Source organism: Streptomyces sp. NPDC049687 (assembly GCF_044465285.1).
Classification (GTDB): Bacteria; Actinomycetota; Actinomycetes; order Streptomycetales; family Streptomycetaceae; genus Streptomyces.
The window spans coordinates 339,106-360,960 of record NZ_JBITLN010000008.1 but is presented as its reverse complement, the minus strand read 5'-3'; the positions used below and the strand labels follow the sequence as shown (position 1 = coordinate 360,960).

At 68.7% G+C, this 21,855-nt stretch carries 17 protein-coding genes and 4 pseudogenes; 7 read left to right on the top strand and 14 right to left on the bottom strand.

What is annotated here, in order from left to right:
* Positions 1–93: 93 nt before the first annotated feature.
* Both ACIBVL_RS25560 and ACIBVL_RS25555 read right to left on the bottom strand, forming a co-directional pair.
* Complete coding sequence (locus ACIBVL_RS25560) at positions 94–585, bottom strand: NAD(P)H-binding protein (protein ID WP_399100119.1); 492 nt, start codon at positions 583–585, stop codon at positions 94–96.
* A gap of 85 nt (positions 586–670) precedes the next feature.
* Positions 671–1,366: a DsbA family protein gene (locus ACIBVL_RS25555; protein ID WP_399100117.1), complete on the bottom strand. Its 696-nt coding sequence runs from the start codon at positions 1,364–1,366 to the stop codon at positions 671–673.
* Between the two features lie 177 nt (positions 1,367–1,543).
* Between ACIBVL_RS25555 and ACIBVL_RS25550 the strand changes: the two genes are divergently transcribed.
* On the top strand, positions 1,544–1,879 hold the full coding sequence (locus ACIBVL_RS25550) for a winged helix-turn-helix transcriptional regulator (RefSeq protein WP_399100115.1): 336 nt from the start codon (positions 1,544–1,546) through the stop codon (positions 1,877–1,879).
* 219 nt (positions 1,880–2,098) lie between these two features.
* On the opposite strand, the pseudogene ACIBVL_RS25545 reads toward ACIBVL_RS25550, so the two are convergent.
* Positions 2,099–2,179, bottom strand: a pseudogene (locus tag ACIBVL_RS25545) (DUF6207 family protein); the annotation flags it as partial.
* Between the two features lie 111 nt (positions 2,180–2,290).
* Positions 2,291–2,551 (bottom strand): hypothetical protein, encoded by a 261-nt coding sequence (locus tag ACIBVL_RS25540; protein ID WP_399100113.1) that lies wholly within the window; start codon positions 2,549–2,551, stop codon positions 2,291–2,293.
* An 843-nt stretch (positions 2,552–3,394) separates the two neighbouring features.
* Between ACIBVL_RS25540 and ACIBVL_RS25535 the strand changes: the two are divergent.
* Positions 3,395–3,787, top strand: a pseudogene (locus ACIBVL_RS25535) (DUF6531 domain-containing protein); the annotation flags it as partial.
* Positions 3,788–3,829: 42 nt separating this feature from the next.
* Positions 3,830–7,351 carry an RHS repeat-associated core domain-containing protein gene (locus ACIBVL_RS25530; RefSeq protein ID WP_399100416.1) on the top strand — a complete coding sequence of 1,174 codons (3,522 nt, stop codon included), beginning with the start codon at positions 3,830–3,832 and terminating at the stop codon, positions 7,349–7,351.
* 58 nt (positions 7,352–7,409) lie between these two features.
* On the opposite strand, the gene ACIBVL_RS25525 is transcribed toward ACIBVL_RS25530, so the two are convergent.
* The gene (locus tag ACIBVL_RS25525) at positions 7,410–7,976 is read right to left on the bottom strand and encodes a DUF6420 family protein (RefSeq protein ID WP_399100111.1); all 567 of its coding nucleotides are present in this window, start codon (positions 7,974–7,976) and stop codon (positions 7,410–7,412) included.
* Between the two features lie 38 nt (positions 7,977–8,014).
* Positions 8,015–8,641, bottom strand: coding sequence for a hypothetical protein (locus ACIBVL_RS25520; protein WP_399100109.1), 627 nt, complete (start codon positions 8,639–8,641; stop codon positions 8,015–8,017).
* A 659-nt stretch (positions 8,642–9,300) separates the two neighbouring features.
* Between ACIBVL_RS25520 and ACIBVL_RS25515 the strand changes: the two genes are divergently transcribed.
* Complete coding sequence (locus tag ACIBVL_RS25515; protein ID WP_399100106.1) at positions 9,301–12,984, top strand: S8 family serine peptidase; 3,684 nt, start codon at positions 9,301–9,303, stop codon at positions 12,982–12,984.
* Positions 12,985–13,142: 158 nt separating this feature from the next.
* Here ACIBVL_RS25515 and ACIBVL_RS25510 read toward each other — a convergent pair.
* The 5 genes and pseudogenes from ACIBVL_RS25510 to ACIBVL_RS25490 form a co-directional block, all read right to left on the bottom strand.
* Positions 13,143–13,764: pseudogene (locus ACIBVL_RS25510) on the bottom strand (transposase); the annotation flags it as partial.
* Positions 13,692–13,889: a hypothetical protein gene (locus ACIBVL_RS25505; RefSeq protein WP_399100105.1), complete on the bottom strand. Its 198-nt coding sequence runs from the start codon at positions 13,887–13,889 to the stop codon at positions 13,692–13,694. The gene ACIBVL_RS25505 and the pseudogene ACIBVL_RS25510, both read right to left, overlap by 73 nt.
* A gap of 152 nt (positions 13,890–14,041) precedes the next feature.
* Positions 14,042–14,869, bottom strand: coding sequence for an MHYT domain-containing protein (locus ACIBVL_RS25500; RefSeq protein ID WP_399100103.1), 828 nt, complete (start codon positions 14,867–14,869; stop codon positions 14,042–14,044).
* Between the two features lie 357 nt (positions 14,870–15,226).
* A complete protein-coding gene (locus ACIBVL_RS25495) occupies positions 15,227–15,724 on the bottom strand; it encodes a DUF4240 domain-containing protein (RefSeq protein ID WP_399100101.1) in 498 nt (165 codons plus the stop codon).
* 268 nt (positions 15,725–15,992) lie between these two features.
* The gene (locus tag ACIBVL_RS25490) at positions 15,993–16,526 is read right to left on the bottom strand and encodes a MarR family winged helix-turn-helix transcriptional regulator (protein WP_399100099.1); all 534 of its coding nucleotides are present in this window, start codon (positions 16,524–16,526) and stop codon (positions 15,993–15,995) included.
* Between the two features lie 43 nt (positions 16,527–16,569).
* Here ACIBVL_RS25490 and ACIBVL_RS25485 point away from each other — a divergent pair, with 43 nt between their 5' ends.
* Positions 16,570–17,490, top strand: coding sequence for an EamA family transporter (locus tag ACIBVL_RS25485; protein ID WP_399100414.1), 921 nt, complete (start codon positions 16,570–16,572; stop codon positions 17,488–17,490).
* Positions 17,491–17,565: 75 nt separating this feature from the next.
* Here the strand turns inward: ACIBVL_RS25485 and ACIBVL_RS25480 are convergent.
* Positions 17,566–17,865, bottom strand: a pseudogene (locus ACIBVL_RS25480) (transposase); the annotation flags it as partial.
* Between the two features lie 474 nt (positions 17,866–18,339).
* Between ACIBVL_RS25480 and ACIBVL_RS25475 the strand changes: the two are divergent.
* Entirely contained in the window at positions 18,340–18,762 is a 423-nt protein-coding gene (locus ACIBVL_RS25475; RefSeq protein WP_399100097.1) for a hypothetical protein, read from the top strand.
* A 168-nt stretch (positions 18,763–18,930) separates the two neighbouring features.
* Here the strand turns inward: ACIBVL_RS25475 and ACIBVL_RS25470 are convergent, their stop codons facing one another.
* Entirely contained in the window at positions 18,931–19,725 is a 795-nt protein-coding gene (locus ACIBVL_RS25470) for an SDR family NAD(P)-dependent oxidoreductase (RefSeq protein ID WP_399100095.1), read from the bottom strand.
* Between the two features lie 85 nt (positions 19,726–19,810).
* Here ACIBVL_RS25470 and ACIBVL_RS25465 point away from each other — a divergent pair, with 85 nt between their 5' ends.
* Entirely contained in the window at positions 19,811–20,662 is an 852-nt protein-coding gene (locus ACIBVL_RS25465; RefSeq protein ID WP_399100093.1) for a helix-turn-helix transcriptional regulator, read from the top strand.
* A gap of 145 nt (positions 20,663–20,807) precedes the next feature.
* Here the strand turns inward: ACIBVL_RS25465 and ACIBVL_RS25460 are convergent, their stop codons facing one another.
* Entirely contained in the window at positions 20,808–21,698 is an 891-nt protein-coding gene (locus tag ACIBVL_RS25460) for a transposase (RefSeq protein WP_399100091.1), read from the bottom strand.
* Between the last annotated feature and the right edge of the window lie 157 nt (positions 21,699–21,855).

The window sequence follows — 21,855 nt, the reverse complement described above, 5'->3', positions numbered from 1 at the left end:
CTGCATGGCCCGTCCGGCCTCCTGGCCGGGGCGGGCGGCCTCGCGCTCGATCAGCGACACTTTGAACAGTCAGAGAGGAGTCGGTCGGCTCACTCAGCCGGGGCTGCTCTTGCCGTGTCGCCGGTAGCCGAGGAAGGAGACGTCGGTGAGCTGCTGGAGGTAGTAGGCGGCGGCGTTGGCCCGGGACAGGCGCAGTCCTCCCTTGTCGCCGACCTTGCGGACGTTGATGGAGGCGGTCTCCGGGCCGTTGGGCAGCAGCGGGAAGCGGACGATGGTCCACTTCAGTCCGGACTCGCGGACGATCCGGCCGATGGTCACGAGGGTGTCATAGGCGACCGGCTGGAACTTGCCGCTGGCGGTGACTGTGAGGCGGACCTTGAACTCCTTCTGGAGCTTGGCTGCCTCGGCCTGTTCCGGGGTGTGCTGAGCGGGGTCGGTGATCCGGGCGGAGATGACCGCCGCGGAGAGGTGGGGTACGGGTGAGACGGCGAGGTCGTGGTGGACGACCGGGCCCTGCCATTCGGCGCGGAAGGACTGGGCGACCTTTGCGGGAGACGGATGCCTCGCTGAGCGAGGAGGCGTCAATGTGCAGCAGCAGGTACGACATGAGGGCCTTTGAAGGGTGAGCCGAGGCCGGTGGGGCGGTGAGAAGGGTGAGGGGGCGGCAGGGTCAGGTGCGCTCGGGGACGGCGCAGCCGTCGGGGCCGCAGACCGGGGCGTCGCCGGCGGCGGGGGTGACCGGGTGGGTGTCGGTCCAGGCCGTGCGCAGCAGGTCGAGCAGGGTGTCGCTGTCCTGTGCGCCGGGGACGCCGTAGCGGCCGTCGATGACGATGAACGGGGCGCCGCGCGCGCCCAGGCGCTGGGCCTGGCGGGCGTCGTCCTGCACCTGCTGCCGGTAGCGGCGCCGTTCGAGAACCTGGCGGGTCTGCTCGCGGTCCAGGCCGAGTTCGTCCGCGAGCTTCAGCAGGTCCTCCAGGGAGAAGACGGGCTGGGCCTTGCCGAAGTAGGCGCGGAAGATCGTGTCCCATGCCTCGCGGTTCTTGCCCTGGGCGGAGGCGTGGGCGAGGAATTCGTGGGCCAGGTCGGTGTTGCCGACCTGGTTGTCCAGCACCCGGTACGGGCTCAGGCTCTCGCTGTGCGCCAGCGCCTCGATCTGCTGGGCCGCCGCCTCGGCGCCGTGCTTGCGCAGAAGAAAGTCACGGACGGAGAAGGTGCTTCCCTCGGGGACGCCGCCGAGCGGGAGGGAGTGGTGGACCACCTCCACCTCGTCGGCATGCTCGAACCGTGCCAGGGCTCGCTCCACACGGTGGCTGCCCAGACCGCACCACGGGCAGGTCACCTCGGACCAAATATCTACCTTCACCATGGAGCTCCAATTCCTACGACTTGTGCGTAACGCCATGATGGACCAGTATGGAAGCCGTTACAAAAGGCACATCCATGTGCGTGCCGGAGAGGAATGTGCGTCATGGGGACGACCAGCGAGGCCGACATCGTGGGAACTGCGACGATCGGGCCGTGCGCAGCCATTCCCGCAGACCACATGGCATTTATCCGGCAGATCCTGGACCGCATCGGCGACAAATGGAGCCTGCTGCTGATCGCCGTCCTGCAGTCCGGCCCGCTGCGCTACACCGACCTGCAACGCCAGGTCCCCGGCATCTCCCAGCGTATGCTCAGCCTCACCCTGCGCCAGCTCCAGCAGGACGGCCTGATCACCCGCACCGCCTACGCCGAAGTACCCCCGCGCGTCGAGTACACCCTCGCCCCGCTGGGCCGCAGCCTGCACGAGATCGTCACGCCCCTGATCGGCTGGGCCGCCGACCACCACGACGACATCCGCGCCAACCGCGACCGCGCCGCAGCCGCTGGAGCCTGACGGCCGCAGGCAGCGTCCGCATGCGGGGTCCGGGCAAGGACCTGCACAGAAGACCCCTGCGCCTGAACTCATCCCTCGCCTATCGTTCCAGCTGACGTAGCCCCACGCACGGGCGCGATCTCGGTCACGCAGCCGTGCAGGCCAAAGGGGCAACATGCGGTAGCAGCGCAGCCGTACGCCGGGCTCGCCGGCGTCACGCGTCGTGCGCTCCGCGGTCGCCGTTGCCCACCTTTTGGCGAGCAGCTGCTGGAAGGCGAGGGCGTTGGCGCCGTCGGCGGCCGCGACGTCGACGACGACCAGCCCCGGCCTGCTGACGTGCGCCTCGTTGATGGGGTCCAGTTACGGCACTACGCCTGGGGTGCCGGGCGGGTTCCGCAGCGGTGGTGTCTTCACCCGACCGAGTGCAGGTGGTCAGGGGCTGTCGCCTGCCCAGTTCCAGCGGGTCGGGTCGCCGGGGCGCGGGTGGTACAGCGCGCGGCCCCCGGGGCCGAACTGCCCGAGTTCCGTGAGGAGGGAGACCCCGTCGTCGATCTCCTCCGGCCTCCAGCCGGTGATGTCGAGCAGCAATCCGTCCAGCGGCCCGCCTACCAGTTCGGCGTAGCTGCGTCCCGGCTTCGGGCCCGGGTGGTCGTGGTCGGTGCCGTAGATCCGGCCTCGTAGCAGCTTTCTCATCGTCGCTGTCCATGTCGTCCAGCCTGGCAACCGCCACCGACAACGAGGGCTTGCCCAAGGGGCGCTTGGGCAAGCCCTCGCGTTGCCAGGGGTGGCTTGCCCGCAGCTGCGCCAGCGTCCGAGCCAGCCGCCGGCCTTCGCGGCCTGCGCCGCCTCCTCCTGGAACTCCCGCTCCTGGCGCTCGCGTTCGGCCTGTTCCGCCTGCCGCTCCGCCTCGAGCGCCCTTGCCTTGCAGTCGTCGCACAGGTGCGGGTGGCTGTCCCCGCAGCCCCAGTCGACCGCGATGCTGGCCTTCCACCGGTCATCGGTGAACTTCTGTCCGCAGTCGCCGCACACCGGACGCTGAGCCTCACGTTGGGCTGCTTCCTGCGCGAGGCGGCCGACCAGCCAGTGTCAACACTCTCCGGTTCACCCCCTCACCCCAACCCAGACCCTCGTCAAGGGCCGACCGGCAGCTGTGGCGGGCGACCGCGCACGGCTGGCACCGTCGAGCAGGCCCAGTCCGACGTGCCGCTACTTCTTGACGATGAGGTAGTTCTTGGCGGGAAAGGTGAGTTCGAACGCCATCCCGTACATGCGACGTAGATCAGCCACGCTGGTGGAGGCTGGCTCGTGCAGACAGCGCCTCACCGGTGGATCATCGGTTGCGCACGGGCGAGGTTCTTCGATCAGTTCACGCGTGCCCTCGCAGTCAGCACGCCAGCACACGGAGGACCTTTACGTGGTTCCCCTACGTGGATCCCCCGATGCCCGCATGGCCTTCTCGATGAAACCTTCTTCCCCATCGCTCGGGCAGTCGGCCCGGAAGACGTCAGCGACAAGCGAAGGAGATGTCAGGTGGAGATGTATGGCTTTGCGCCGCCGCGCGGCAAGCCCAGACCGGGCGAGCCGCGGCGGCGGTCCCGAGCATGGCTTGCGTTGACAGCGCTGCTCGTCACGGTGGGCCTGCCGGTGCTGGGCAACGCGCCGGTGGCGGAGGCTACCGTGCCCGCGCCCGGGGCGCCGCCCGATGCTGGTTACTCCTACGATTACTCGACGATGAAGGGGCCCGGCCTGCTGGACAAGCCCAACCTCTCCACGTCCCCTTCCGCAGGCCGGATTCCGGTGACGCTCGCCACCGGTAACCTGTGGATGTCCGAGACTGATCTCAGCCTGCCTGGACGCGGCATACCAGCAAGCCTCGGTCGCACATACAACTCTACGAGCGCGGCTTCTGATCTGGGACTGTTCGGTTACGGCTGGACGGGCTCGATTCCGAGGGTCAACTGGGAGCAAGTCTTGGTCGCCGGCCACGACCCCACATATCTTCCTGGCGGCCTGTGGGACGAGCACGGCAACTACACCCGCTTCAGCGGTGAAAACGTCAAGGGGAGCGAGCGGACCAGCAAGTGGGGCCAGAAGCTCGTGGCCGTCGGTAACACCTACCAACTCATCCGTCACGATCAGACGAAGATCGTCTTCAACACTCCTCCAGACGGCAACAACGGCCTGCCGGCCGGCTGGCCGGCCAGCATCAAAGATGAGACCGGAATGGGGGTGACCTTCACCCTCTCCAACGACCTGCCGGTCGCGATGACCGACACGGCCGGTCGTAGGCTGACCTTGACGTACAGCGGATCGCACATCTCGAAGGTGACCGATCCCGCCGGCCGGTCGGCGAGCTACGGGTACGACGCGTCGGGCAACCTGGTCTCGGTCACGGACCTGGGCGGCAACGTGACCAAGTACGGGTACGACTCCGCGCATCACCTGACCTCGGTGACCAGCCCCAGGGGCGGCGTGACGAAGATCGCCTACGGGACGGTCCCGTTCAGGGGAGTCGCCTACACGGAGGTGACCTCGCAGACCGACCCGCTGGGCCGCGTGACGAAGTACAGCTACACCCCCCAGGACACGGGCGACTACTGTCCGAACAAGTACACGACGGTGACCACCCCTGGCGGAGTGTCATCGACGGACTATTTCCGGTACTGCGCCATCATCCAGCACAAGCTCGGTGACAACGGCTGGTCCTACAGCTACGACCCGAAGCTGCGGGGCATCACCAAGACGGTCGACCCGAAGAACCACACCACCACGGCGGTCTTCGACGAGAACGGCAACGCGACGTCGGTCACGAACGCGCTGGGGCAGGTCACCAGGGCGACGTACAGCGACACCAACAAGACGCTGTCAACGACGGATCCGCTGGGCCACACCACCACCCAGACCTATGACGCGAAGGGCAACCTCGTCAAGACCACCCGCGGGGCGGTCACGACCAGCTACACCTACGGCGACGCCAACCATCCCGGTGACTTGACCTCGACGACGGATACCGAGGGCAAGGTGTGGAGGTACGGCTATGACGCCTACGGCATGCAGACGTCGACGACCGATCCGCTGGGCAATGTCAGCCGTGAGGCGTTCGACTCGCTGGGTCGGCAGGTCAGCAGCACGGCTCCCAACAGTGCGGTGACCAAGTACACCGTGGACCTTATGGGGCGGGTGAACGCGGTCACCGACCCGCTCGGCCGGATCACCCGCACCGCCTATGACGCAGACGGCAACGTGGTGAAGCTGACCGAACCGTCCGGCACGGTGACCACCACCTCCTACGACGCCGCGGACCAGCCCACGACGGTGACGGCCGGTGTCGGCACCGGGGTGGCGCGCACGTCGAAGACCTCCTACACCGCCGACGGCAACGTGCTCACGCAGACCGACGGGCTGGGGAAGGTCACCACCTACGGCTACGACAGCCAGGGCCGGGTGGTGAGCGTCACCGACCCCCTGGGCCGCAGGACCACCACCACGTACGACGCGACGAACAACCCGTCCACCGTGGTCGACCCCTCCGGGCGCACCACCACGTACACCTACGACGGGCTCGACCGGAAGGTGACCACGAAGTTCTCGGACACGACGACCAACGAGGTCACCGCCACGGTGTACGACGCGGCCGGCCGGCGTACCTCGATGACCGACGGCACCGGCACGACGACGTACGCCTACGACGACCTCGACCGGCTGACCAGCCGCAAGGACGGTGCCGGGCGGACGGTGGGCTACGGGTACGACAAGCGCGGGCTGCTGACCGCGCTCACCTACCCGAGCGGATCAAAGGTCACCCGCGGATTCGACGCGGCCGGCCGGCTCACTTCGGTGACGGACTGGCTCGGTCACATCAACAGGTTCGGCTACGACGCGAACTCGAACCTGACCACCACCACGCTGGGCAACGGCAACGTGATCAGGGCGGCCTTCGACGCCGCCGACCAGAACACGGTGCTCAGCCTGAACAAGGGCGCCACCGTGCTCAAGCGGCTGGGATACACCCGCGACACGGCAGGCATGATCACGGCCGAGGACAGCAAGGCGTATGCCTACGACCCCACGCACCGGCTGACCTCTGCCGAAGGCACCGCGCTCGGCTACGACGCGGCCGACCGCCGCACCACGACCGGCGCCACCAAGTTCACCTACGACGTCGCCGGCGAGCTGACCTCCTCGGTCACCGGCAGCGCCAGCACCAGCTACACCTACGACCCCACAGGCAACCGCACCAAGCGCACCACCCCGAGCGCGACCACCGCCTACGGCTTCGACCAGGCCGGCCAGCTGACCAGCCTGACGAACACCGGCACGCACACCTTCGCCTACGACGGTGACGGTCTGCGGGTGAGCAAGTACACCGGCGCGAACAACCAGACCCGCGCGTACAGCTGGAACGTGGTCGAAGGCCTGCCGACGATCATCGCCGACGGTTCGAACTCCTACATCACGGGTCCGGGTGGCCTGCCCCTGGAGCAGATCAACGGCACCACCGCGGTGTACTACTTCCACGACCAGATCGGCAGCACTCGGGTCCTGACCAACCAGGACGGTACGGTGAACAGCACGTACGAGTTCACCGCCGACGGTGTGACGAAGAGCCGCACCGGCACCTCGGACAACCCGTTCCAGTTCGCCGGGCAGTACCTCGACTCGACCACGGGTCTCTACTACATGCGGGCCCGCTACTACGACCCCGAGACGGCACAGTTCATCAGCCGCGACCCGGCGGTCACCCAGACCCGGCAGCCGTACGCGTACGCCAACGACAACCCGGTCAACCTGAGCGACCCCAGCGGCCTCTTCGTACCTACGCCCAACGGGTGCGGGCCGGCAGGCGGGATATCCAGCTACGTCATCCCCAACAACCCGCTCGGGTACGCCTTCGAAGGCGCCTGCAACGCGCACGACTTCTGCTACGGCGCCGGCATGGCGAGATCATTCTGTGACACGCAGTTCTTCAACAACACGTTCAACAGCTGCCCCGACGGAGCCGAGGGCATCGAGTGCGCGCTCATCGCCAACGGCTACTACCGTGCCGTCCATGCGGGGGGAGCCGACCCCTGGATGAATGCGCAGGAGGAGCGGGCGAAAGATCTCGCCTGGTGGATCGCGAGCTGCGGTGGAAACGCGGCATGCATCGCGAAGGCCCAGAACGACGCGGCGTTCGACGACATCATGAACCAGATGTTCGCCTGTGGGGACGACCAGTCCTGCGAACGCGCGATCGGTGACAGCTTCCACGACCAGGACGGCACCGAGGACGGTGGTGTCGACGGTTGGATTTCCAACGACGGGGGCTGCGGGGGCATCATGTGCGACGGTGACTTGAGCGGTGGTGACGGGAGCGGTGGTGACGGGAGCGGTGGTGACTGGAGCGACGGCTGGGGCAGTTCCGACTGGGGCGGCCTGGACGGCGCGGGCGGCGACTGGGGCGGAGGTGGCGGAGGTGGCTCCGACACGCCCTGGTGGAGCGTGAGCAACTGATCCGGTGAATCCAGCCTGCTGTAGTTCTGACAGGTGAAGGAGGGCATGCCATTGTCGGTCACCCGCAATGGCGTGCCCTTCCGGGCGTGCAGGGACAAGTGGAACACGCAAGAGCGGACACGTGACGTCTGGCCGCCGTTGGCCTGGCCCCCTCGCCCGCCTGGCGGACAGGCCCGGCCAGCGCTTCGGTCTCCCGCAGGAGCCGGTCCGTGGGGGTGAAGTCCCCCAGCTCGACCGCGAGCGCGGCGCGTACGAACGCGGCGAGCGCGGTACTCCCGTTGCGCACCTCGAAGATGCGCAGCGCCCCGTCCGCGTACGCGGCGCGGTGTCGGCACCCGGCCTGCACGCAGTACCCCTCGGCGGCCAGGGCGAGCCGCTTGAAGGCGGCGTTCTTCTCGTCGGTGAGCTGGGCAGGACAGCCCAGGTGGTCCAGCGTGATCCGGAGGTGGGCGCGCATCTCGGCCGGGCGGATGGTGAGCCGTCCGCCACCGGGCGTGACGTAGCGGCCTGGTGCCACCGGGGCGTACGGATGGATCAGCGGCAGATCCTTATCCACCACGTGCAGGGCGGGCAGTCCGTCGTACTCGAAGTAGGGGCCTGCAATGCCGTTGTGCTCAATTGCCATAGGGTCCTCGTCTCGGTCGCGGGGCGGGCGCCGCCCCATCACGCGCTGGTGACCGGCACGTTCCGCAGCAGTGCGGAGGTCATCGCCAGGAGCGTCTCCGCCTCAGCCCGGTCGTACTTGAAGGTCTTGGTGACCCCGTCGTTGTGCAGAGCACCGCAAGTCTGGCCGTACAGGGCGTCCTGGATCCGCCACCACCGCTCGGTCTGGTTGCACTGGTTGGCTTGCTTCCTCGATCCGGGGTTGTCCCAGGTGACGTTCTCCCGGACCCACTCCAGCGCCCGCCTGACCTCCAGGATCGACGCCCGGACCTCGCCCACGGTCAGCAGCCGCTGCGCCTCCCGCAGCGTCCGGCCGACCTCGTCCCGCTCCGGATCGCCGAGCGGGTACGGCACGGCCATCTCGAACGCGGCGGACGGGCCCAGCTGCGCGAGCTCCTGTTCCCACCTGCTCTTGGCGATGGTGATGTGCGCCGTGGCCTGGGCGCTCCCCGGGTACCCGGGCGCCTGCGGCAGGGTCGCGTTGAGGTCGATGACGAGTAGCCCACGCACGTAGGCGGTGGCGGCCCGCTGCGGCAGCGTGTCGAGGGATTTGTGGTTCAGCGTTTCGGGATGGAGTGCCAGGCGTCCCGGCAGATGGGCGGCCGGGCTTCGGCACAGCCACTGCACCTTCGTGTCGCTTGTAGCACCGGTCGCAGGTGTCCGGCCTGGAGCCGTCGGCCCGGGCGACGATGGGAACGATCTGCTCGCAAACACCGCAGAGGCGGGCAGGGCTGGAGTAGCAGCCGCCGCAGACCGGCCCGTCAGAGGTCAGGGCGTTGACCCGGCGTACTCGACCGCAACGGCAGCACGTCTGAGTGTTCTTGGGCGCACAGGTCTGGCAGAGGCTGGTGCCGTCGGGCAGGCGCCGGTACGAGATTCATCATCCGGTGGCAGTCGGCGCATTCCAAGGGTGCGCTGGCCGCGGGCCCGCCCGTGGCCGAGAAGGTGGAGGTGGGCGTCGAGCGCTGGGTGCGGCGAGCAGGTTCCAGCTGGGGATGCGGGCTTCCCAACGCGACTGGGTGCAGGGGCGCGACAGGCCCTCCCTGCCGCGGCAGGCCCTATTGCCGCGGCAGGCGCCGGCCGTTTCAGCCCCGTGCGGCGAAGGGGCCCGCGACCTGCTCGGGAGCACGGTCCCGCCGCCGTCGATCGCTGTGGCCGAAGCATGCACTGGCACTCTTCGGCCACAGGAATCTCTTGAGGCACCTTCCGCCCACCGTTCACTCTGTCCATGGCTTCGGCCCACCAGGCCTGAAGCCCTTTCAGAGTTCAGGGGAGGAAGTCCACACATGCGAAGACTCCACGCCCTCTGGGCCGCGGCAGGAGCGGCCGGACTGCTCGCGGGAGCCGTCGTCCCCGCGACGGCCGGCCCCCGGTCCCCGGTCACCACGTCACGCGCCACAAGCACACCGGACATCACAGGGTCCGCCGCCACGAGTACGCAGACCGTCACCCTCATCACCGGCGACACCGTGTCCCTCAGCGCCGGACCGGACGGCAAGTACGCCGTCGACGTCCGGCGCGGCAAGGGCCGCGAAGCCGCCACCTTCCTGTCCAGCGAGAAGGACGGCGAGGTGAGCGTCCTGCCCTCGGACGCCATCCCGCTCGTGCAGGCAGGCCGTCTCGACCCGGCCCTCTTCAACATCACCCAGCTCGTGAAACAGGGATACGCCGACGCGAAGACCGGCACCACACCCGTGATCGCCACCTACACGAAGGGCAACACGACCCCCGACGGCGCCCGCCGGACACTCAACCTGCCCACCATCGACGGCGCCGCACTCAGCGCCAAGAAGTCCACCGCCTTCTGGTCGGACATCGCCCCCGCGCTCGGCACCGAACCCACCACCAAGGCCGCGAAGCGGCTCGGCGAGGGCATCGACAAACTCTGGCTCGACGGTAAGGTCGAGGCGTCCCTGGACGTGAGCGTGCCGCAGATCGGCGCGCCCGAAGTGTGGAAGTCGGGCTACGACGGCAAGGGCGTCAAGATCGCCGTCCTGGACACGGGCGCGGACACCGGCCACCCGGATCTCGCCGGGAAGATCGCCGAGACGAAGAGCTTCGTGCCGGACCAGGCGGTGCAGGACGGCCACGGCCACGGCACCCACGTGGCCTCCACGATCGTCGGCTCGGGCGCGGCCTCGGACGGCAAGCGCAAGGGTGTCGCGCCGGGCGCGGAGCTACTGGTCGGCAAGGTGCTGGGCAACGACGGGCGCGGCCAGACCTCCTGGATCCTGGAGGGCATGGAGTGGGCGGCGAAGTCCGGCGCGAAGATCGTGTCGATGTCGTTGGGCGGTACGGCCTCGGGTCCCTCGGACGTGCTGAGTGAGACCGTCGACGAGCTGTCCGCGTCCACCGGCACCCTCTTCGTGATCGCGGCGGGCAACGCGGGACCGGGCAAGCAGACCCTGGGCACCCCGGGCATCGCCGACTCGGCGCTCACGGTCGGCGCGGTCGACAAGTCCGACAAGCTGGCCTCGTTCTCCAGCCGCGGCCCGCGCCTCGGCGACTACGCGGTCAAGCCGGAGATCACCGCACCGGGCGTGGGCATCACCGCGGCACGCGCCGCCGGCACCACCATGGGCACGCCGGTCGACGACAACTACACGACGGCGAACGGCACTTCGATGGCGACCCCGCATGTCGCGGGCGCCGCGGCGCTGGTCGCGCAGGCCCACCCCGACTGGACGGGCCAGCAGATCAAGCAGGCGCTGGCGACCACCGCGAAGACGATGCCGGACGCCGACGCCTTCCAGCAGGGCGACGGCCGGGTGGACGCCGTACGGGCGGTGCGACAGGGCGTCTTCGCGACCCCCGCACTGAGCTTCGGAAAGTTCGAGGACGGCGACACCGAGGTCGTCACCAAGGACATCACGTTCACCAACACCACTGACAAAGCGGTGGAGTTGAAGCTGTCGTCGAGTCTCCCCAAGGTCACCCCGGCCGCCGAAACGGTCACTGTGCCCGCGAAGGGCACCGCCGCGGCCCCGGTCGGTGTCGATCCGGCGAAGGAGGAGCAGGGGCAGTACACCGGCCACATCACCGCGACCGCCGACGGCGTCCGGCTCACCACGGCCATCGGCTTCGCGAAGGCGCCCAAGACGTTCGACCTGAAGGTTTCGCTGCTGGGCCGAGACGGCAAGGCGGCAGGCTCGTCGCTTTACACGCTCCATGAGCTGAACGGCGCGATTCCCAAGGAGTACGGCTTCCTGGGCGGCACCGAGACCTGGGAGGTCCCGGCCGGTACGTACTCCGTCGCCACCTGGATCCCCGACCGGGACGCGGGCGGCGTGGCCGTCGGCACCTCGGTCGTCGGCGATCCCGAGATCAAGGTCGACGGTGACACCGAGGTGGTCCTCGACGCCCGCAAGGCGGTGGAGATCAAGCCGAAGACCAAGGAGGACTCCGAGTTCCAGGGCTTCAGCACCAACTGGCACCGGGAGGGCAGCCCGGGCAGTGCCTGGGGACTGACCTACAGCCAGGGCTGGTGGACCGACCACGTCTACGTGGCGCCCACCAAGAAGGTCACCGAGGGAACGCTGGACTTCTACGCCAAGTTCCGGCTCTACGCGAAGGAGCTGACGGCGAGCGTCACCAGCCCCGAGAAGTACGCGCTGTCGCTCGACTACAGCCAGACGTACAACGACTTCCCGACGAAGATCAGCGGTGACCGCACGGTGCGGGCCGTGGACGCGGGCGGCGGCACCGAGGCAGACTTCAAGGGGCTCGACGTCAAGGGCAAGGTGGCGGTGGTCGGACTCGGCGCCACCGAGTGGGCGGACGAGGCGCTGGCCAACGCCACGAAGGCGGGGGCCGGGTATGTCATCGCGTACCGCAAGAACCCAGGCTTCTGGCTCACCGCCGTGGACCGTGCGACCAGCGTCCCGCTCATGATCGCCACCGGCGAGGAGGGCGCCAGGCTCACCAGCCTGTTGAAGACCGGCAAGAAGGTGACGCTGAAGCTGGGCGGCACACCGGTCAGTCCGTACGTCTACAACCTGCTCGCCACCCAGAGCGGCGCCATCTCGGCGAACCAGACGTACCACCTGGACAGCTCCAACACGACGAAGTCCAGGGCAAGTTACTACGGGGCCAAGGCCGGCCAGATCGGCACGGACACCGTGTACACGTACCGCCCTTGGCAGCTTTACGCCATCGAGAGCAGCCAGTACATGCAGCTCGGTACGGTGCGCACCGAGTACAACTACGTCGACCCCGACACCCGTGTCTGGCACAACGTCTACCCGGACTGGCAGGCGGGCAAGGCCCAGTGGAGTCCACTGCGGACCTACACCAAGGCGACCACGGAGCCCGCCGAGGAGTGGCTGCGGCAGGTCGTCCGCCCGGGGGCCAGCGAGGAGTACGGGGTCTCCCAGCGCACCGGGGATAAACTCACCCTCTCCGTTCCGGAGTTGAGCGACGCCACACCGGGCCACTACGGATACGTCGACGGTGCCCAGGACACCGCGCAGGGCAAGCTGTACAAGGACGGACAGCTGGTCGGCGACTCGCTCCTCGGCGGCTACGGCACCTTCGACGTACCGGCGGGCAACGCCTCGTACCGTTTCGTACTGGATGTGCAGCGCCGGGCCGACTGGGCCGCGTACTCGACGAGCACCCACACCGAATGGTCCTTCGCCTCCGCGCACACCGACGCCGAGACGCCGCTGCCACTGCTCACCATCGGCCTCGCCCCGAAGAAGCTCGACCTCCTCAACCGTGCCGAGGGCAAGAAGGAGCTGGAGATCGGGCTGCCGGTCAGCGATCAGCTGGGAATCGTCAGGGCGAGCAGCCTGAAGGCGTGGGCCTCCTACGACGACGGCACGTCCTGGAAAGAGGTGAAGGTCAAGAACGGCAAGGCGAAGTTCAAGCCCGCCAAGGGAGCGCAGTCCGTGTCGCTGCGTGTGCGGGCCGCCGACAAGGACGGCAACCGGATCGAGCAGACCGTACTGCGGGCGTTCGGTCTTAAGTGATGTGAAGTGAGCCGTCCACGACGGTCGGGCCGCGCTCCCCATGAGGGAGCGCGGCCCTTCCGCCGTTCGGCCTACCTGCGGAGCAGGCTGCTTACTCGCGGATCAGGCTGCCTACTTGCGGATCAGGCTTCGCAGCACGTACTGACCTTGTTCTTTATCTACCAAGATCTTCCGGGCTTGCCGATGGCTTTGGGGGTCTCGGGGCGTTTAACGGTTTTGCCGACGTCGTAGCGGGGTGCCCGGTGTCTGTTCTTGGCGCCGGGTGGCCGTCCGGGGCCGACGCCACGGGGTTGGGGAACAGGGGTAGGTCAGGCGAGGTGAGCGAGGATGTTCCTGAACCCCCGGCGGACCCGGGCGGGCGTAAGCCGGTCGGAGGCGGTGGGCTTCTCCCACGGCGGAGGTCGGCGGCGAGGGGACGGGCGAGCCGGAGCTGGTTGTGAGCGACGATCAGGATCCAGGTCCAGCGGTCCGCCGCCTTCGGGGTGCGGAGTCGCCGACGATCATGATGTCCGGGTCCCCGGCCCGCCACTGGCCGGCGGTGATGAGGCGCTCGACGACTCCCCGGAGCTGGGCGGAGGTGACCGCGGTCGCGTCGTCCGCCGGGCCGAGCCGGACCACGTCCAGGATCGCGGTCCAGGACGTGGCACCCGGCTCCAGCACGGCCACGAAGGAGTAGGGCCAGCCCGGGATGAACTGCGAGGCCGTCTTTACGCGACCGTAGACGTGGCGGAACAGCCGTTGAGCCGAACACGGCGCGTCCGCACGCAGCCACGACGACAGCCGAGGGCGTCGAGCTGGGTGACCAGCCGTCTGCGTCGGCTTTCTTCGCTCAGACGGCGGGCGACATGGTCGGGACCGAGATCGTGGTAGGGCTCGTCGTGGGACAGCATGTGGTAGGCGGCCATAAGCATCGTGTGGGCAATCGCGACGGCGGTACTTTTGTCACCGCTCCTGGCGCGCAGCCGCTGATACCGCGCGGAGATGTAGCCGCCCTTGCGGTGACCGACACCGGGATCAACCGGTGCCCGTGCGCAGCTCGTGTCTGCAGGGGTGCCGGTCACCAGGAGGGGGGCTGCGACGGCTGTGCCGACTGCTGTGCCTGGAAGGCGGCGCCGGGGGTCTGAGGTTGGACCGCCGACCGGCCCTGTTCGTCGTCACCGAGCATCATGTCCGGGTCGAACATGACGATCACGGCGGCGACCAGCAGGACCACGAGCGGGCCGGCCAACATCACCAGGAGGAACGACAGCAGGCTGGTGGACGACTCGGGGACCGCGGCCCGGCCGGTGAGCTGGACGGAGATGGCGGCCATGCCGGTGTAGTGCATGCCGGTCACGGCCACCCCCATGACCAGGCTCGCGCCCAGGCTGGACCACAGGGTGTGGATGGAGACGGCCGCCCACAGGGCCGCCGTCGCGGCGGCGACGGCGATCACGATGGACACCGCCACCGTCATGGTGTCATAGCGCAGGGTGCCGTTGGTGTGGATGGCGGCCATGCCGAGGTAGTGCATCGCCGCGACTCCGACCCCGGTGACCGTGCCCGCCACCGCCAGGTTCGCCGGCGTCCCGCCCCGGTAACCGACGAGGAACACGCCCACCGCGACCACGGCGATCGCGACGACGAGGCTGAGGAGGGTTCTGACGGTGTCGTAGCCGACCAGGGCGCCTTGGACGTTGAAGCCGATCATGGCGATGAAGTGCATGGTCCAGATGCCGCAGCCGATCGATATCGCGCCCAACGCCAGCCACCCTGCCCTGCGCTGCGGACGGCGCAGCGAGCGTGTCGTGCACCGCAGGCCGAGGGCCGCACCGAGGCAGGCCATCAGATAGGCGGCCACGGGGGTGACCGCGCCGTAGTAGAAGTTGGAGACGGTGGCGGTCATGAAGCTTCCCCTTCGCATACGTGACGGCCGGCGGCACCGCGGACGCGTACCGGCACGGCGATACGGCACTTGGACCCGCCTGGCGGACAGGACCCGAGCCCGGCAGCGCCGCCGGGGATACGAGGGGACGGCAAGCCGCGTCAGGCCGGATGAAGCCAGCTGGCCGAGTCGCAAGTGATTCAAACACACAAGGCACGCATAACCTTCACACTTCGCAATAGTTCGCCGAATCGATACACCACCACACTTCACCCCAGAACTCGGCCAGCGCTGTCCGTGCCCCTGCAGTCGTGACCCAGGTGTGAGACTGGTAGGCCCGCATGTTGAGCTGTCGCGTATTCGTCAGCCGAGACGTGTTCATGGCCTGACAGAGTGACGGAGACAGTGATTCCAGGTGGGGTCCAGCTCCCGGTAGCGGATGGTGGGTGGGCCAGTGGGGAGCTGATCACCGGTCGCCGAGATATGTGCGTTCCAGGCGATGCCGAGCATGTCCTCACCCTCCAGGTCGACGCCGTCGGCTGCCGAGGCTTGAACGATGGGCAGTTCTGCCAGAGCATCGGGGTCAGCGACTACGCGCTCGAAGACTTCACGGCCCTGAGCGATCAGCCAGCCGCGGAAGTAGTCGAAGCCGTCGTCAGAGCACCCACCGTTGGCGATGTAAGCAGCAGCCCACAGAGGATTGGTGTACGAGTCGACCATCAGCTCCCACAGCACCTGCTCAACTGCGATGATCTCCTCGACCGACCGGGAGGCCAGCAACGAGGTCGCTTCGCGAGCGACCGCTTCGCCGTCGTTCGGGTTGGACGCCTGATTGCGGGCTGCCTCAATGAGCTGCCGGAACTGCTGCTTGTTCATGGAGGCAGAGCCTGCCACCGGCCCATCAGAGCAGCCATGTCGCTCCTGTCAGCGTGTGTGATCGCCGGTGCATATCGGCTCCAGGTTCCTCCGGCTTCGGTGACCAGGCGGGTCGCGGTCTTGTCGTGGTAGCCGAGTGGCTTCGCGATGATGGGTGCCGGGGCTTGGAGGACGAGCTGGCGGATCGCGGAGGTCCGGTGGGCAACGGAGCGGTTCCGCCGCGACGGCCGTACCGCCGTAATCGCTCGGCCTCCCGGCGCCGATCGGGTCACTCGCTGTCGGACGGACGCGGATTTTCCACGTGTGAGATCCAGGTGGTGAGCAGTCCTTCAAGTGCCTTGGTCTCGGCGGGCGTCAGGAGGCTCAGCAGGCGGCGTTCGTTGCGCATGTGGTCGGTGAAGGCCTGGTCGATCAGTTCGCGACCGGGCTGGGTGAGGGCCACGATCCGGCCGCGTCGGTCGTCGTCGGAACGGCGGCGGGTGACGAGTCCGGCCCGCTCCAGGCGGTCGATTCGCTTCGTCATCGCGCCGGTGGTGACCATGGTGTGGGCGGCGAGTTCGCCGGGCGCGCGCTCATAGGGCTCGCCGGCGCGGCGCAGTGCGCACAGGACGTCGAACTCTCCCTCGCTGAGTCCGTAGCGCTCGTAGACGAGGCGGAGTTCCCCGGTGAGATGGTCGGCCAGGCGGTGCAGCCGGCCGATCACGCCCTGCGGGGAGATGTCGAGGTCGGGTCGCTCGCGGCGCCAGTCGGCCTGGATGCGGGCCACGCGGTCCAACAGTTGCGGGTCGTCCATGCACACCATGATAGCTTCCCGGGAAGCTATCATGTCTTCCATGGAAGCTAATATGCGGTGGGTGGCCCTGACCGCTGTCGCACCGGTGGCCTGGGGCGCCAACTATTACGTCACCCATGAATTCCTGCCACGCGACAGCCCCCTCTATGGGGCGGCTCTGCGCGCGCTGCCCGCCGGTCTCGTCCTGCTGGGCCTGTGCAGACAGCGACCGCGCGGTGCGTGGTGGTGGCGGTCCGCGGTGCTCGGGCTGCTCAACGTGAGCGTGTTCTTCGTGCTCGTCTACGCCGCCTCCCAGCTACTGCCGACGAGCATCGCCTCGACCGTCATGGCGGTGTCCCCGCTGGCGATGATGGTCATCGCCTGGGCCCTCGTCTCCGAGCGGCCCGGCATCGCACACCTGGCCGGCGCCGCGATCGGGCTCGGCGGGGTCTGCCTCATGCTGCTCACGGGAACGGCAGGAGTGAGCGTGCCGGGAGTCCTCGCCTCGGCCGCGGCCATGCTCGTGTCGTCCTTCGGTCACATCCTGACCAAGCGGTGGAACACCGGTACCGACGTGCTCGCCTCGACCGCCTGGCAGCTCACCGCCGGGGGACTGTTCCTGCTGCCGGTCGCCGCAGCTGTGGAGGGCACTCCGCCCGCACTCTCCACACCGGCGCTCCTCGCGTTCGGCTACGTCACCCTTGTCGCCACCGCGCTGGCCTTTGCCGCCTGGTTCACCGGGCTACGGCACCTGCCCGCGGGGACCGTGGGCCTGGTCGGACTGCTCAACCCCGTCACAGGCGTGCTGCTCGGCACGGCGGTGGCCGGAGAGGTGCTGACAGTCCAGCAGTTGTGCGGGCTGGCACTCGTCCTGGTCGGAGTCGTCCTGGGACGGCCCACACGCGCAGGACGACGCGGTGGTAGCCAGACTCCTCTCCAACCTGCACCCGACAAGCGCCCCGCCCGCGAGTCCTTCACCTGCAATCCCCTGTGAGGACAGGGGACACGGAGCAAGGAGCGGCGCCGATAGCCCGGGATGAGTGAGCAGATGGGGCGGGGTGCCGCCGTGGTCCTGGTCGACAGCCCGCCAGAGGTACTTCTGCTCGCCGTTGATCTTGATGAAGACCTCGTCCAGGTGCCACTTGTCACCAGGCCGGAGCGGGCGGCGGGGCAGCGAATTGGCGTACTGCTGCCCGAACTTCATGCACCAGCGGCGGATGGTCTCGTAGGAGACCATGACGCCGCGCTCGAGCATCGACTCCTCGACCTCACGAAAGCTGAGCGGGAACCGGAAGTACAGCCACACGCAGTGGGAGATCACCTCGACCGGGTACCGGTGACCCCTGTACGACGGTGACGCGCTCCCCACGGACGATCCCCCACCATGATCAACACAAAGATCATCCCCCCGCTCAGCCGACGTGACAGCGCCTCCCAAGGTGATCAGAAGCTGTGTCAGAACCGGTGATCAGTGACGTTCTGCGACTGCTGTACCGGTCGGTGGAACGGATGCCGTGGATCGGATAGGGGCCGGAATTGGTCATGTTGGCTTGGCGTCTGGTGATGTTGGTGGTGTGAGGTGGAGTCTGGGGCATCGCCGGACCGGGGTTCCGCAGCCGACGCAGGACGCCGACGCTTCGGCCCGCACCGGGTGGCGCACCATGGCCCCAATGGTGGAGATGGTCGGGAAGGTCACGCGGAGCCGTTACGACGAGCTGGTGGCCGAGTCTCTGGACATGGTGGAGGAGGACACCCGCTGCCAGTTCGCTCGGGGACGCGGCTCTTGAGTTGGAGCCGCTGCGCGGGCACGGCGGTCATCTGCCGCTGGATGAGGGTGACCAGGGTGTGGAGGAGTCGCTGCGGTGGCTCGCCCAGCTACTGCGGGGCCAGTAGCCACGGGGCGGGTCTGCCCGCCCACGTCCACGGCCAGGCGGTACGCAAGGCCCTGCAGGAGGCACGGCCGGCGGGGCTGACGCTCCCGCAGCTGTGCCGGGCGACCGAGCGCACGCCGTCGCAGGTCTGGGCGGGCCTGAGGTTCCTGCGGAAGGTCGCGGTCAAGGAGGGACTCCCGCCGGTGACCTACAGCAGACGGGACGGCTTCCAGATGTCGGAGGAGAGCGAGGTCTGGATCTCCTACGAGCGGGCGATCTTCCAGGCGGAACTGCACCGGATCACCAACTTCATCACCGGGATCATCGGCCCCGCACGCCAAGAAGGCAGAAAACATGGAGGGTCTGTTCATGGTCAGTCGTGCCTCCTTTCTTGAAGAGGCGGTGCGGGGGCCGTAAGGGCCGCCCAGCAGTACCCGGCCCGCTGGCTGGGTGCCAGGTCGGCGCGTCGCGGAGCCCCCACTGGGGTTGCTGGACGGCCTGTACGGGAGTGACGGCTCGGCGCTGAGAGTATGGGCGCCGGGGGTGGTGCTGGGCTGGCCTGGTCAGGCGCCGGCGCCGCCGTCGACTGGCAGGATCGCGCCGGTCACGTACGAGGCACGGTCGCTGAGCAGCCACGCGGCCGCCTCGGCGATCTGCCGGGGCTCGGCCATTTGACCGAGCGGAATCGCCGCGGTCATCTGCTCGACGATGCCGGGAGTCGCCGCCTCCCAGGTGTCGATCATCTCCGTGGAAGTGCCACCGGGGGTGATGCCGTTGACCCGGATACGGTCACCGGCCCAGTTCACCGCGGCAGTCTCGGTAAGGCTGTTGAGCGCGCGCTTCATCGCGCCGTACGCGGGCAGGGCGGGGTTCGCCCGGCGGCTGCCGATGCTGGAGGTGTTGACGATCGCCCCACCACCGCCCCGCCGCATGAGCGCGGCCTCGGCGGTCATGGCAGTCCAGTGCGAACGGAAGTTCACGGCGAACTGCTCGTCGATGTCCTCGTCGCTGGTCGTCTCGACCGGGCCGAACTGCTGCTGGGGAACTGCGCCGTTGTTGAAGGCGCCGTCCAGCCGTCCGTGCAGCTTTTCGACGCGGTCGACTGCGGCGCGGATGCTCGCGGGGTCGGCGAGGTCCAGGGTGACGGCGTCGGCGATGTGGCCGTCGGCGCGGATCTCCTTCACGATGCGCTCGAGGGCGTCGGTGCTGCGGGCGGCGAGCACCACAGTGGCGCCCTCGGCGGCGAAGAGCCGGGCGGCGGCCGCCCCGATGCCGCGGCTGGCGCCGGTGATGAAGATGACCTTGCTGGTGAGCAGGCCGACGGGTGCGCTGTCGGTGGTGTTCGTGTCGTTCGTCATGGCAACAGCGTCCGGCCGGCTGCCGACCGGATACAGGCACAGGCTGTACCAGGATCCGCCTCCGCGCCGCGCGCACACTGAGCGTATGGACAAACAGGAACTCGGCGCGTTCCTCCGCAGCCGCCGCGAACGGCTCCGCCCGCAGGACGTCGGCCTCCCCTCCGGACCGCGACGCCGCACACCAGGTCTGCGCCGCAAGGAAGTGGCGGTCCTCGCGCACATCTCCACCGAGTACTACATCCGGCTCGAGCAGGGCAGGGCGCCACGCCCCTCGGGCGACGTCCTGGCCGCGATCGCGGGCGCGCTGCGCCTCACCGACGCCGAGTCCGACCACCTCCACGTCCTCGCAGGCACCGCGCCGAACCGCACCGGACTGCACCGGCGCGACGTCCGCCCGAGCATCCTCGCGCTCCTTCAGCGCCTGCCACAGACGGCCGGCATCGTGATGTCCGCCGCATGCGAGATCCTCGCCTGGAACGACCTCGCGGCCGCGCTCATGGAGGACTTCACCCCGCTCACCCCCAGCGACCGCAACCTCGCACGCCGGGCCTTCCCCGGGCCGCGGCGCACCGATGCAGCGCTCTACGGGATCTCCGACGCCGCCGATTTCCGCCTGAGCGTCGTGATGCAGCTTCACGCCGCCCTCGCCCGCTATCCCACCGATCCCGCGGTGAGCGGCCTCGTCGACGAACTCCGCGACACCAGCCCCGACTTCGCCCGGCTCTGGAAACGACACGACGTACAGGCCGCACCAATGCTCACGAAGACCTTCCGCCACCCGGCCGTCGGCGAGGTCACCGTCGACTGCGACACCCTCACCCTCACCGACCACGACCAGTACCTCGTGCTCTACAGCGCACCGCCGGGATCCCCCAGCGCCGAGGCCCTAGCCCTGCTGAACGTTCTGGGAGCACAGGCCAGTAACTACCCCCGGTAGCGCCACAGCCAGCCACCGCGAGCACCAACGCCGGCAGGAATGACGTGCCGATCCGGTCGGCCGTCGCCTACTCGTCCAGGTGGCGATCTCTTGTCGCTATTCCGGCACCCACCAAGCGCGCTCTGCTGGTGGACTCTGTGACGGCTCACTCCCGTCCGGCCCGGTCTTTGGCCAGCAGCTCGCCGGGGGTGCATCCGGTCCCAGGCCGTCGCGGTGGCCGTGCCGTAGCGGGTGGTGTCCGTGGCGGTCGTGACGTCGGCCTCGTGCCAGCTGTCGGGCTTCTTGAACGTGAGGACGCCGCCATGCCGGCGGGGGCGCCCGCCCCGGGGACCCGACCGGGCGGGGCCGGGGTCGCGGGCATGACCCGGTCCGGACGCAGGCGCCCGGCCAGCACGACGGGTAGGCCAGCGAGGGCGTGGGGCAGGTAGGCGATGTCATAGCCGGAGTCCCTCACGATCAGGATGTCCGGATCGCCAGGTATCCCCTGGCCTGCGCTTGTCAACCGGCCGACCCCATCGCGGAGTTGGTCGGCAGTAACGGTCGTCGCGTCGTCGGCTCGGCCCAGGCGGAGCGCGTCCAGGAGGTGCGGCCGGTTTCCAAGGCCGCGACGAAGAGTAGGGCCAGCCGGGGGCACCAACTCGTCCGAGCTGCGGTCGCCGCGTCCGTAGACGTGGCAGAAGAGCCGGTCGCCGCTGGTGGGAGCGTCGCGTCGCAGCCAGTGCGACACGACCACGGCGAGTACCATCCGCCCGTCGGCCGCCTTCGGCAGCGGCAGGCCCGCCAGCGCGCGGCGCAGTCGTGTCGGCTCCAGCCAGCCACGGTCCAGGGCTGCGTACAGAGCGCCGTGCCCGCGCCGGTGCTCGACCGCCAAAGAGAGCTCGACCAGGGTTTTCACCGGCCCGTCCGCGCACAGCACTGCGTCCGTCAGCTCGAAGAGCGCGTCCGCACGCGCGTAAAGGCACTCGTAGAACTCGGCCCGAAGGCGGGACAAGACGTCCAACGCCTCGCTTGCGGGCCCTGGGGCGGAAAGACTCATACGCGGGGCCGGCCCGGCCGGTCCGCCGCCCTGGTCGCGCTCGCCGGCGTCGTCCTGCTGGCCGGATCACCCGGCCCACGCCCGGTCACTTGTACGACGGTCTGCCTTATCACTCGGCCCACGCCCGGTCACTTGTACGACGGTCTGCCTTATCACT

What these genes read in the sequence shown, in the direction of transcription:
- ACIBVL_RS25555 (WP_399100117.1), bottom strand. Translation starts at nt 1,366, where the DNA reads ATGGTGAAGGTAGATATTTGGTCCGAGGTGACCTGCCCGTGGTGCGGT.
- ACIBVL_RS25550 (WP_399100115.1), top strand. Translation starts at nt 1,544, where the DNA reads ATGGCATTTATCCGGCAGATCCTGGACCGCATCGGCGACAAATGGAGC.
- ACIBVL_RS25540 (WP_399100113.1), bottom strand. Translation starts at nt 2,551, where the DNA reads ATGAGAAAGCTGCTACGAGGCCGGATCTACGGCACCGACCACGACCAC.
- ACIBVL_RS25525 (WP_399100111.1), bottom strand. Translation starts at nt 7,976, where the DNA reads ATGGCAATTGAGCACAACGGCATTGCAGGCCCCTACTTCGAGTACGAC.
- ACIBVL_RS25515 (WP_399100106.1), top strand. Translation starts at nt 9,301, where the DNA reads ATGCGAAGACTCCACGCCCTCTGGGCCGCGGCAGGAGCGGCCGGACTG.
- ACIBVL_RS25505 (WP_399100105.1), bottom strand. Translation starts at nt 13,889, where the DNA reads ATGGCCGCCTACCACATGCTGTCCCACGACGAGCCCTACCACGATCTC.
- ACIBVL_RS25500 (WP_399100103.1), bottom strand. Translation starts at nt 14,869, where the DNA reads ATGACCGCCACCGTCTCCAACTTCTACTACGGCGCGGTCACCCCCGTG.
- ACIBVL_RS25495 (WP_399100101.1), bottom strand. Translation starts at nt 15,724, where the DNA reads ATGAACAAGCAGCAGTTCCGGCAGCTCATTGAGGCAGCCCGCAATCAG.
- ACIBVL_RS25490 (WP_399100099.1), bottom strand. Translation starts at nt 16,526, where the DNA reads ATGGTGTGCATGGACGACCCGCAACTGTTGGACCGCGTGGCCCGCATC.
- ACIBVL_RS25485 (WP_399100414.1), top strand. Translation starts at nt 16,570, where the DNA reads ATGCGGTGGGTGGCCCTGACCGCTGTCGCACCGGTGGCCTGGGGCGCC.
- ACIBVL_RS25470 (WP_399100095.1), bottom strand. Translation starts at nt 19,725, where the DNA reads ATGACGAACGACACGAACACCACCGACAGCGCACCCGTCGGCCTGCTC.
- ACIBVL_RS25465 (WP_399100093.1), top strand. Translation starts at nt 19,811, where the DNA reads ATGGACAAACAGGAACTCGGCGCGTTCCTCCGCAGCCGCCGCGAACGG.
- ACIBVL_RS25460 (WP_399100091.1), bottom strand. Translation starts at nt 21,698, where the DNA reads ATGAGTCTTTCCGCCCCAGGGCCCGCAAGCGAGGCGTTGGACGTCTTG.